This window comes from Bradyrhizobium sp. 23AC, assembly GCF_054863025.1.
Genome location: NZ_JAVAYN010000046.1, coordinates 1 through 11068, shown reverse-complemented (window position 1 = coordinate 11068; position 11068 = coordinate 1). Strand labels below are relative to the sequence as shown.

Annotated in this window: 8 protein-coding genes and 1 tRNA gene; 6 read left to right on the top strand and 3 right to left on the bottom strand. The window is 60.9% G+C overall.

Annotated elements, in window-relative coordinates; genetic code table 11:
* The first annotated feature begins 661 nt into the window (after positions 1-661).
* The 4 genes from RAD10_RS41245 (at position 662) to RAD10_RS41230 (ending at position 4527) form a co-directional block, all read left to right on the top strand.
* The gene (locus tag RAD10_RS41245; RefSeq protein WP_091961239.1) at positions 662-2224 is read left to right on the top strand and encodes a 2-isopropylmalate synthase; all 1563 of its coding nucleotides are present in this window, start codon (positions 662-664) and stop codon (positions 2222-2224) included.
* 239 nt (positions 2225-2463) lie between these two features.
* The gene (locus RAD10_RS41240) at positions 2464-3468 is read left to right on the top strand and encodes a TRAP transporter substrate-binding protein (RefSeq protein WP_461621942.1); all 1005 of its coding nucleotides are present in this window, start codon (positions 2464-2466) and stop codon (positions 3466-3468) included.
* Between the two features lie 205 nt (positions 3469-3673).
* Complete coding sequence (locus RAD10_RS41235) at positions 3674-4294, top strand: Spy/CpxP family protein refolding chaperone (RefSeq protein ID WP_461621941.1); 621 nt, start codon at positions 3674-3676, stop codon at positions 4292-4294.
* Positions 4295-4451: 157 nt separating this feature from the next.
* A tRNA-Lys gene (locus RAD10_RS41230) sits at positions 4452-4527 on the top strand.
* Between the two features lie 126 nt (positions 4528-4653).
* On the opposite strand, the gene RAD10_RS41225 is transcribed toward RAD10_RS41230, so the two are convergent.
* Together RAD10_RS41225 and RAD10_RS41220 are read right to left on the bottom strand one after the other, a co-directional pair.
* Positions 4654-4890: a hypothetical protein gene (locus RAD10_RS41225; RefSeq protein WP_091962904.1), complete on the bottom strand. Its 237-nt coding sequence runs from the start codon at positions 4888-4890 to the stop codon at positions 4654-4656.
* A 917-nt stretch (positions 4891-5807) separates the two neighbouring features.
* Complete coding sequence (locus tag RAD10_RS41220; protein WP_461621940.1) at positions 5808-6149, bottom strand: H-NS histone family protein; 342 nt, start codon at positions 6147-6149, stop codon at positions 5808-5810.
* A 478-nt stretch (positions 6150-6627) separates the two neighbouring features.
* On the opposite strand from RAD10_RS41220, the gene RAD10_RS41215 reads away from it, so the two are divergent.
* Positions 6628-7344 carry a hypothetical protein gene (locus tag RAD10_RS41215; RefSeq protein ID WP_461621939.1) on the top strand — a complete coding sequence of 239 codons (717 nt, stop codon included), beginning with the start codon at positions 6628-6630 and terminating at the stop codon, positions 7342-7344.
* A gap of 1993 nt (positions 7345-9337) precedes the next feature.
* Here RAD10_RS41215 and RAD10_RS41210 read toward each other — a convergent pair.
* Positions 9338-9679 carry a hypothetical protein gene (locus RAD10_RS41210; protein WP_461621938.1) on the bottom strand — a complete coding sequence of 114 codons (342 nt, stop codon included), beginning with the start codon at positions 9677-9679 and terminating at the stop codon, positions 9338-9340.
* Between the two features lie 91 nt (positions 9680-9770).
* Between RAD10_RS41210 and RAD10_RS41205 the strand changes: the two genes are divergently transcribed.
* On the top strand, positions 9771-11068 hold a 1298-nt coding region (locus RAD10_RS41205), incomplete at its 3' end, for a VCBS domain-containing protein (RefSeq protein WP_461621937.1).

Sequence of the window (11068 nt, the reverse complement as noted above, 5' to 3'; positions counted from 1 at the left end):
TTGCTTATGGACGGAGATCGTGGGCACGGCGCTATGCGCCTTTGCCCACCCTACGGCACCGTCGCTGGGATGTGCACTGGAGCATCGCAATGACGGTGTGGAGAGCGTGCGCCACATTCCGCTCTCGTGCCCTGGACGCAGCGCAGCGTTATCCCGGCGATGCGAAGCATCGTCCGGTTCGACGCTGCGCTGCAGAGCCGGGGCCATCTCGCCGCGTGCCGTGCCGCCCCTGGGTCCCGGCTCTGCGCTGCGACGCTTCGCGTTGCAGCTTGTCCGGGACACGGGGCCTCGCCCGCAACCAGGTCAGGCCCGCTGACCATCTTTTGGCGTTGCAGTTGCTGCTATTTCTCGTCTAGAAACGGGTCACTGAGCCTCCCGGCAACCAACCGTCAACGGTTTTGACCGAGGATTTGGGGCTCAAAAGGGTCTGGCAATGCTGATTCGCGGCCAAATTGATGGGATTTCGGGGGAGGTAGCTCTGGCCGCCGCCACGATCCCGGCCGCGCTGCTGCCCACCCTCCTTATTGGCGGCCTCCTTCTTACTTGCCCCTGAGGGCCGGCTGGGCGCGACGCGCCTGGGCGCTCAGGGGTTGGTCGAGATCACCGGACACCTCAAGCGCCCAGCAGACTGACGGCGCAAAAGCTCAAAAGGAAATTTGCAATGGCCACCGCGAACAAGTCCGACAAGGACCGCGTCATCATTTTCGACACCACCTTGCGCGACGGCGAGCAGTGCCCCGGCGCCACCATGACCTTTGAGGAGAAGCTCGAGGTCGCCGAGTTGCTGGACGATATGGGCGTCGACGTCATCGAAGCCGGCTTCCCGATCACCTCGCAGGGTGACTTCGAAGCGGTGAGCGAGATCGCCCGCCGCTCGAAGAATGCCGTCATCGCCGGCCTGTCCCGCGCCCATCCGGCCGACATCGACCGCTGCGCCGAAGCGGTGAAGTTCGCCAAGCGCGGCCGCGTCCACACCGTGATCGCGACCTCGCCGCTGCACATGCGGGTGAAGTTGAACAAGACGCCGGAAGAAGTGCTGGAGACCTCGGTCGCCATGGTCGCCCGCGCCCGCAACCAGATCGACGACGTCGAATGGTCGGCCGAGGACGGCACCCGCAGCGAGATGGACTACCTGTGCCGGATCGTCGAAGCCGTCATCAAGGCCGGCGCCACCACGGTGAACATCCCCGACACCGTCGGCTACACGGTGCCGGAGGAATACACCCACTTCATGAAGACGCTGATCGAGCGCGTGCCGAACTCGGACAAGGCTGTGTTCTCCGTGCACTGCCACAACGACCTCGGCATGGCGGTCGCGAACTCGCTGGCCGGCGTCGTCGGCGGCGCGCGCCAGGTCGAGTGCACCATTAACGGCATCGGCGAGCGCGCCGGCAACGCTGCGCTCGAAGAGATCGTGATGGCGATCAATGTCCGCAACGACAAATTCCCCTACTGGAACAAGATCGACACCACGCAGCTCACCCGGGCCTCGAAGGTGGTCTCGGCGGCGACATCGTTCCCGGTGCAGTACAACAAGGCGATCGTCGGCCGGAACGCGTTCGCGCATGAGAGCGGCATCCACCAGGACGGCGTGCTGAAGGACGCCTCGACTTACGAAATCATGCGGCCCGAGATGGTTGGCCTGAAGCAGTCCTCGCTGGTGCTGGGCAAGCATTCCGGCCGGCACGCCTTCGTGCACAAGCTGGAGGAGATGGGCTACAAGCTCGGCCCGAACCAGCTGGAAGATGCGTTCACGCGGATGAAGGCGCTGGCCGACCGCAAGAAGGACATCTACGACGAGGACATCGAGGCGCTGGTCGACGAGGAGATGGCGGCCTCGCACGATCGCATCAAGCTGACCTCGCTGACCGTGATCGCCGGCACCCACGGTCCGCAGCGCGCGACCATGAAGCTGGACGTCGATGGCCAGATCAAGATCGAGGAGGCCGAGGGCAACGGTCCGGTGGACGCGGTGTTCAACTGCATCAAGCGCCTGGTCCCGCACGAGGCCAAGCTGGAGCTGTATCAGGTCCACGCGGTGACCGAAGGCACGGACGCGCAGGCCGAAGTGTCGGTGCGGTTGTCTCAGGAGGGACGCGCGATGACGGCACGCGCGGCGGATCCGGACACGCTGGTGGCTTCCGCCAAAGCCTATCTCGGCGCGCTCAACAAGATCGTCATGAAGCGCCAGCGCGACACCGTGACGACGGCGGCGGCGAGCTGACCGTCCGGCTGTCATTCCGGGCGCCTCAAAGAGGCGACCCGGAATCTCGAGATTCTCAGGTGCGCAGTTGCGCACCGGAGTTCGATGCTTCGCATCGCCCCGGAATGACGGCATTTATGATGAATACCTGCCCTGCTAACGGCCAATAGCGGCTGCCTCTCTCAGCCGCTATTGATGCTGTCGGCATAAGGATTGGCCGCCCGCGCGCCGGGCGGCTTAGAAAATAACAGGGAGAGATTATGCGCACCTTCGCGATCGCCGCGTCCATTGCGGCACTGGCACTCGGACTTGCCGGGTCGGCATCGGCCCAATCGCCGATCATCATCAAGTTCAGCCACGTCGTCGCCACCGACACGCCGAAGGGCAAGGGGGCGGAGAAGTTCAAGGAGCTCGCCGAGAAGTACACCGGCGGCAAGGTCAAGGTCGAGGTCTACCCGAACTCGACGCTGTACAAGGACAAGGAAGAGCTCGAGGCGCTCCAGCTCGGCAGCGTGCAGATGCTGGCGCCGTCCAACTCCAAGTTCGGACCGCTCGGCATTCGCGAGTTCGAGGTGTTCGATCTGCCCTACATCCTGCCCGACCTGAAGACGCTGCGGAAGGTGACGGAAGGCCCGCTCGGCACGCGGCTGCTCAAGCTGCTGGACGCCAAGGGTATCACTGGCCTTGCCTATTGGGACAACGGCTTCAAGCAGATGAGCGCCAACAAGAAGCTGATCGCGCCCGCCGACTATCAGGGCGTCAAGTTCCGCATCCAGTCCTCACGCGTGCTGCAGGCCCAGTTCAAGGCGCTCAGCTCGCTGCCGCAGGTGATGGCATTCTCTGAAGTCTACCAGGCGCTCCAGACCGGCGTGGTCGACGGCCAGGAGAACACCTGGTCGAACATCTATACCCAGAAGATGCACGAGGTGCAGAAGTACATCACCGAGACCAATCACGGTTACATCGGCTACGTCGTGATCGTGAACAAGAAGTTCTGGGACGATCTGCCGGCCGACATCCGCGACCCGCTCACCAAGGCGATGAAGGAAGCGACCGACTTCAGCAACGCGCAGTCGCAGAAGGAAAACGACGACGCGCTCGCCGAGATCAAGAAGAGCGGAAAGAGCGAGATCATCAAGCTCACCGGCGAGCAGGACGAGGCGATGCGCAAGGCGATGGAGCCGGTCTACAAGGACGCCGCAGGCCGCATCGGCCAGCCGCTGATCGACGAATTCCTCAAGGAAGCCAAGAGCACCACGAATTGAGCACGACGAACTGATCCGAACGATGAACGAAGGCTTCCGTGCGGCCTGCACGGAAGCCTTTTTGTTGCGAATGATGTCCGATTGCGGCTGGAGGTAAGATCCGGCGTTACAGTCCTGGTAAGGGCGCGCTTCCTGTCCAAGTTGTAAGTTGCGGGTCAGCCGCGTCGGGCCCATCTTCAGGGACATCCTTCCAGAGGAGGTCCGGATGAGGAAGTTCACCATCGCCGCCATCGCCGTGCTCAGCATTGCCGGCTCGGGCGCGGTCTATGCCCAATATCATCGCCCGTGGATGGAGCACATCCGCCACATCCGCATGAACCCGGAAGACCGCGCCGCTTTTGTCGACGCGCGGATCGCGGCCGTTCATGCCGGCCTGAAGCTCAACGCCGACCAGGAGAAGCTGTGGCCGCCGGTCGAGGCTGCCGTGCGCGAATTCGCCAAGCTGCGCATCGACCGCGCCAATGCGCGGATGAATGCCGGTCCCGGCGATGCCGGCAGGAATGCTGACAAGGACGCCGACAGGCCGGAGGATCCGGTCGCCCGCCTGCGCCAGCGCGCCGAGGATATGGGCGCGACCTCGGCGGCCCTGAAGAAGATCGCCGATGCCGCCGACCCGCTCTACAAGACCCTGGACGAGGGCCAGAAGCGGCGCCTCGCCGTGCTGACCCGCCACCGCGGCCCGTTCGGCGGCGGCGAAGACGGCCCGCACCGCCACTTCATGGAACGCGGCATGGACCGCATGATGGAGCGCAGCATGGAGCACTTCCATCGCGACCGTTTCGACCGCGACGGCGGCGAGGGCCGCGATCGCGAGGGTCGGCTCTGAACGGGGCGGGATTTCGCGACGATTGACCCTAGAGAAGCCGCTGGAATCCAGCGGCTTTTCGCTTTCTGGGGACTGTGGAAAAACCTTCATTGCATCGCTTGCCAGACCCGGATCGCTTTGCTAAACGACCGACCTCGCAAGGCACTAACCGCCTTTCGGGCGCATAGCTCAGTTGGTAGAGCAGCTGACTCTTAATCAGCGGGTCCCAGGTTCGAGCCCTGGTGCGCCCACCACCCTTAAGAGATTGGCCCGCAAGGGCTTTTTTAAATTCTTCGACAGAACAATGTACGTCTCGTGCGACGTTCTTTGTGTGGGGTGGACACGGCACGCACGATCTAGCCGGCTTCACCCCTTCCGCGTCAGCCGCGCTTTCGCTGAGAGGGTGGCTTAAACTCCACGACCTCGTGCTGGCCGCACGGATTAGGTGGCTCATTTTTCTTCACGATTAGCTCAAGCTCGAGAGCCTCGAAGGCGAGCTCATCCGCCAAGCGCTTAAACAGCTCGCGCTTTTCTATGTCCGTCGCCCGCTGACTCATCAGCGCAAACTCTCTGGCGTCAGCGCGGACCTTTTCCAAACGTCGTCGGAGGTCCTTCATGTGTGCCGGCTTAGCTTTTAAACTTATCCTCGGCCCGAACAATCAGTTTGCTTGTTCGGATCGCCTGGGAGTCAACTGCCGAAACTCGATATTGGTTCTATGCGGATCGCCAAATTCGCCGCTCATCGTGCTGCGAAATTTAGCCATGCTCCATGACCCGGTTTCAGGGATTGCGGGCTGAGGACGGCCGTCCTGGCTGATGAGCCATCCCTGTCCGGCTCTCGCCGGATGATGCATAGAACTACCATACCTGCAGGGGCATGAATGTTCGAAAGCGCACAGACGCGAGTGTTGCGCCGGACTAGGCTGCGAGCGATCCTAGACGCTCGTGAAGCGCTCGGGGCCCAACGGCCTCGGGGGGATGCCAATGTGCCGGCTGCGCTGAGGCGGCTCCGTCCGCGAACCCAGTGTTGCCGGCTGCGCGCCGGGTATGAGGCAGGAGTAAGCTCGGCAGATTCTAGATCAAACGATGGTCGTTCCTCGTGCGTACTTTCCTTCTCATTGTGGGAATATGGCTGCTGGTGAACGTTCTGTTCGTTGTAGTTGTCCTGCCCTCGCGCAGACCGGCACCTACTCGGCGCGCAGGAACTCCATCTCCGGTGACGATCAACACGACGGCCCGTCGATCGGACGATCATGACTCACCACTCTTGCGGCGCGGGATGATGCCGGTTGCAATCAGAGTTCTTTTCGTCGTCCTCCTCCATCCGGTCCTTCGAACGTGGAATGCGGTGAGGCGGCGCTTCAGAGGGCTCCACGACTAGACGCCGGCCATCGCGCGCTTGAGATTATCGTCGATGTCTTCACTGCGCCGCGGGCCGCCCGAGCGATTCAGCTAGACCATCAGCCGGATCGCCAGCGCGCTCGCTATGGCCATGCCTCCAAGCATGGTTATGACCCCGCGTTTAAATCGGCGCTCAATTTGTCTGCCGCTTTTGAGCTGAAGCCTGATCGATCAGGAAATCGTCCAAATCTCGGCCGCTTCGAAGCTGCGGACGCAGCCATCGCGGCTGCCTGCCGCGACCCGACCATGTCTCCGCTGGGTTCTTCGGATTGCGATATTTGGGACGGACAGGCGGGTATGGACGGCGGCGCTTACGATTGAGCCGTGTGGCCTCGTTGGCCAGTTCAATCCTGTGGAGCCTTTCCTCCAAATGTGCTTTTTGCACCGCCATTTTCTGAGCGAGTTTGGCGGCGACCTCTTGGTGAAGTATCCAGAGCTCGTCAACGGAGAGCGAATTAAAATGCGCGGTGTTCATGGCTCCATCCGAATCTTGGGCAGAAGGCCCAGGCAGACAAGTCGGGAATCCGGGAGCAGACAAGCCGTCAGTTAAATATTGATCGTGCAATCCACATTTAAATGCGAGAGTAGCGGGGAGAAAGGCACGACAGTGGTAATATCGTGGCGGAGTATTTAATTCGTTGCGAGGGGTAGCCACGTCTCGTGACGCCACAAGCTCCCCCCGGCGAGTTGCGCTTTCGTGTTCGACGAGCGCAACGATGGCGATCGGCCGGGGGCCGCGGCGCAGATCGTGGGCGGGAGCGAGGGCCGGCGCACTCAGATGGATCGATGAATCGATCGCGCTGCCTCGTGTTGCACCCCTGGAGTGCTGGGCCGACATATTAATTAGATGGTCAAGAGTACAATTAATTCATCGCGCCGCCCGATTTAAGCCGCATGGGGGCCGTTGTCGCCGCTGAGGCTCAAGCGGGGTAGGGCGCACCCGGGAGTTTTCGATGTCCGGTCAATTGCGATTGTACTTCGCCAGTCTGGTCCTTGTCGGAGGTTTTTCGGCGGCGCCCGCGTCTTCCAATCCTGTTGCCGACTTCTTCAATACTGCTACGTCCCAACCCACGGTAGCCTCTCCGCCGCAAGCCGAATGCGTGCCGCGTCCCGGTACCTCGACCAGTGGCGGACAGCATTGGGTCTACCGAATGGACGGTCGCCGCAAATGCTGGTTCCTGGTCGAGCGCATCGCGACGGTGAAGAAGCCCATTCGGGCTCGCGTGGCCAAAGACCGCAGCGCCAGTTTGGACGAAAACGGGACCACGCAGACCAGGCGGAGCGCGGTCGTTGATGCGCGCGCGGAGTTGCTGCGCTCCGCACCGCCCGAGCGATCTCAGACGCCTGTACCCGAAATGCAGGTAGCAGATGCCGCTTCCGATCTCGGCACGGGTCCTACCCTGATGTCGGCGACCCCCATCGTAGATCTTCCCAGCAACCAGCTCACGCCCGAACACTCCGTGCCGGGTCAAGTCGACGCTGGGCAGCTTCTCGCCGCCGCGCCCGCCGACCCACCTCAAGATATGCCGCTGGGGGCGCGCACCGCAGAGGCGCACGACGAAGCGCGCAGCTGGACGGCCTGGTTCGGTGTGCTGCTGATGACGCTTGGTGGCCTCTCGCTCTTGAGCTCGAGCCGCACGCTTCGGCGCGCAGTGAGATTACGCCACTGAGGTAGCGACATACAAAGTACTGCCGCCGCGCGACCGAGGGATTGAACGAGCAGGTATAGCCGAACTGCCACATGTATAAAGGTTTCGTGCGTCGTCACTTAGTTTGGCGCTGCCTTAGACCGACATTCGAGTACGATGACGCTCGTCTTTGGATCGGACTGCATCATGCGGTACAAGGTGTTCGTGGTGGACGGCAGCCGGCAAGTGATCTGCGCTGCAAAGCTCGACTGCATTGACGAGCAGGCGGCTAGACGCCGAGCCGAGCAAATGCATGACGAGCACGACGTTGAGCTCTGGGATGGCGATCGACTCGTTGCGGTGTTCCGAAGTGCAACGTCGAATGAAAGTCGGAGCTAACGCGCGATCCTGAATAGGTGGCCGGTCTCGCCGCCGAGTTAGTTCAAGCGTTGTGAGGCACCCCGGCCTGGCTGGTTGGCGACATGTCGCAGCGACGTCATCGCCGAGGCTCGCTACTGCGGGGATGAGGGCGCCCAGTCCTCTTTCAAAGTGGTGGAAGATACGAGGAGCGCGGGCGTCCGTGCATCGAATCGCGCGAGTGAGCCAACGCGGGTCAACCTTCGGACCCGGCGGGTCTCTAAACAGCTCTTGCCCTGCCGCTCGCTTTGGTACGCCGTCTTCTGCCGATTGTTTTTGCTTCTACATGTCGGAGCTTACTTCGAAGCTTCTCCACCTCTCTAAGCTCCTCCAGAAGCGCCTGGTGCCGTTCGCTCAGAACAGCACTAGAAAAAATCTGACGCGTACTCGACATCACATGCCTCAGAAAATGACTTGAAGTAAGAAGTCGACGAAAAGCGAAAGACAAAGAACGCTCGACCGAAGCTCAATGAGCTAAAGCCGCAGCCGCCAGATGCTCCCAGTACTCCGCCTCTGCAAGCAGTTTCCAGCTTCTCTCGGGTTGGAGTGCGGCAGTCTGTCGGCAAAGTAATGCCATTGCGCGAAAGCGGCGGGCAGCTTCCATTTCAACCTCCCATGTTTTCTTTTCCCCAACATATTTTTCAATTTTGCGATGGAGTCATCATGATTATACACAATAATCAAATATATCATTTAATGGCGGTCGATTTGGCCGCGTTCGCGCGTCAATCTGGAACTGGTTTCGGTTTAAGCTTCACATGGATTTCGAACGCGGCTTGCAGGGGCCCTGCTGCGCGTTAAAGCGAACGAGAAACCTGCGCGGGACAGCAACAGGAGATGCGAAGCTTCGTGCGCGAGCATCGAGGACTCTTCTCGCCGCACCAGGACACATGCGCCGGCTACCGAGCCATATAACCCAGCCATCGGATTGCATCAGTGCTCTGGCTACGCGTCTCGCTCTTAGAGCGCGCCACCATTGGATCCCGCGATGGTCTCACGCTTTGGAATGGCGCCCCGGCGATAAGGACGGCTACACCGACCCGATGGGATGACCAGTGGCACATTGCAGGCCACGTCCGCCGCTTCACGGCGGGTGCCTGGATCGTCGGGTGCGCAAATTAATAATCACGGGTTGGCGCAAAGTATTGTTAGACTTGTGCTTTCGTGCCTCGTCTTCGTGGATTGGGCAGAGTTTCGGCTCCAATTGCTCCCTGCGAGCTGCCGATCCACGCGAAGCAAAGATCATCTCGCAAACCGAGTGCATATGGGAGAGAAGCCGTAAAATTCCGGTGCCGCCTCGCAAGGAGGGACGCAAGAGCCTCTTTGTTATTGATTTCGATGTATTAATTATTAAATCCAGCGCATAAATAAATAAATGGACTGATGCTTTAATTTAAAATAGGTTTTATTTAATCAGAAGCAAATGACCGTGGCGCTTCTTGATCACGGTCGTCGCTTCTGGGGCCGTGAATATTGCAAGATCAATAATTGCCAAAACGTGGGCGCCTAAGCACCGGCCGCGATGGGCAGGGGGATACCGCTCTAGATCTTTTCGAGCAACTTGGCAGCAGCTAATGGACTGTCGCTGGTGGCGGACCTATCGCCGTCCGAGCGAGCGCTACCGAATTGCGTGAATTGATTTGCGGCGACGCTCTCTGCTCTGCATTGGCAGACGAGGGTTGCGAATGACGTGCACGCATTTTGTAGCAATGTTCGGCTGGGCTCGGGCAAGTTCGAATTCTTCTCCGTCAATTTGCGATCTTCCGATCCAGCCAAGTTTGCGGTTTGCAAACATGGCGGCTGTCAGGCGCGCCACCGTGCACACGACATCCGCTCGCGCGCTCAGATCGACTCTAGCCCCAAACAGGCTTGAGCGGCGCGTGTTCTGTTTGCACATTTTCGAAGCGCTGAGCATGACGGCAGGCATGCTCAGCAGCTCGGCATTTTTCTTCAGCAGCATAGGCAAGGCAACGGCCGATCATCCCCGCGCCATTGTGCAATTTGCGCCGGTCCGTGAATGCGGACGGCGCATCACCCAGAGGATTTAAGCTATGGCGACGCAGACAACGGGCGGCGGCAGCACGGTTTCGTTCGGCAATACTCCGCAAGCCAACACGGACATTTTCTCGTTTACGGAAGACGCCAGCAACATTCTCATCTTGAATGTGCTGGCAAATGACCTTGGGGGCGCGGCCAAGACGCTGTTCTCCCTGGACAATGGAACGAGCGCCTCCGCGTCCACCAAGAACTATGCACCTGCGGATCTGCTGGTCAAAGATGTGGCGTACAGCAGTGATGCCGCCGGAATGGCCGCAACCGGTGACCGCAGCGCCCTCGGTGCACGCATCTGGATTGAAGCGGACGGCACCGTTCATTACGACAAGGGCGACATCAACGTTCAGCTTCAGGCGCTGGCGACCGGGCAAACGCTGACTGACACATTCACCTACGCTATCCAGCTGGGCAATGGCACGCTCAGTTGGGCGACGGTGACACTCCAGTTCAATGGCGCAAACGACTCGGTCATCATCACATCGAGTCCGCAGAGCGGCTCGGTGGTAGAAGACGCGAAAACCACGCCGGATCTCTCGGATTCGGAGAGCGCGGCGGGTACCATCAGTTTCAACGATGCCGATCTCGGCGACACGCATTCGGCCTCGTTCGCGGCGGCCTCTTCCAACACCACGTCGCTCGGCGCCTTCTCGCTCGATCCTGTCAACGAGACGGCCAATGCCGCCAACGGCTCGGTGCAATGGCACTACAATCTGAACAACGCGGCCGCGCAATACCTCGCTGCGGGCCAGACGATCACCGAGAGCTTCGTGGTGACGATCAATGACGGCCACGGCTCGACAGCTACCCAGACGGTGACGGTCACGATCACAGGCACAAACGATTCGGCTACGGTCTCTTCCGAGGCGAAGTCCGTCACCGAGGGCAATGCCGCCGCCGCACTCAACACAGGCGGCCAACTCACCATCATCGACCCGGATACTGGCCAGGCCCATGTCGTGGCGCAATCGAACGTCCACGGGACCTATGGCGACTTCAGCATCGACGCCAACGGCGCCTGGAGCTACGCCGGCAATGGCGCGCATGACGAGCTCACCGCCGGGCAGCAGGTCCAGGACCAGTTCACGGTGACCAGCCAGGACGGCACCGCCTCCGGCATCGTGACCGTGACCATCACCGGCAGCAACGATGCGGCGACAGTCTCTTCGGACTCGAAGTCCGTCAGCGAGGGCGACACCGCGGCGGCGCTCAACACCAGCGGCCAGCTCACGATTGTGGATCCCGACACGGGCGAAGCCCATGTCGTGGCGCAGACGAACGTCCACGGGACCTATGG

Bases quoted from the DNA above. Each gene is read 5' to 3' on its own strand.
- RAD10_RS41245 (WP_091961239.1), top strand. From the start codon at position 662: ATGGCCACCGCGAACAAGTCCGACAAGGACCGCGTCATCATTTTCGAC.
- RAD10_RS41240 (WP_461621942.1), top strand. From the start codon at position 2,464: ATGCGCACCTTCGCGATCGCCGCGTCCATTGCGGCACTGGCACTCGGA.
- RAD10_RS41235 (WP_461621941.1), top strand. From the start codon at position 3,674: ATGAGGAAGTTCACCATCGCCGCCATCGCCGTGCTCAGCATTGCCGGC.
- RAD10_RS41225 (WP_091962904.1), bottom strand. From the start codon at position 4,890: ATGAAGGACCTCCGACGACGTTTGGAAAAGGTCCGCGCTGACGCCAGA.
- RAD10_RS41220 (WP_461621940.1), bottom strand. From the start codon at position 6,149: ATGAACACCGCGCATTTTAATTCGCTCTCCGTTGACGAGCTCTGGATA.
- RAD10_RS41215 (WP_461621939.1), top strand. From the start codon at position 6,628: ATGTCCGGTCAATTGCGATTGTACTTCGCCAGTCTGGTCCTTGTCGGA.
- RAD10_RS41210 (WP_461621938.1), bottom strand. From the start codon at position 9,679: ATGCTGCTGAAGAAAAATGCCGAGCTGCTGAGCATGCCTGCCGTCATG.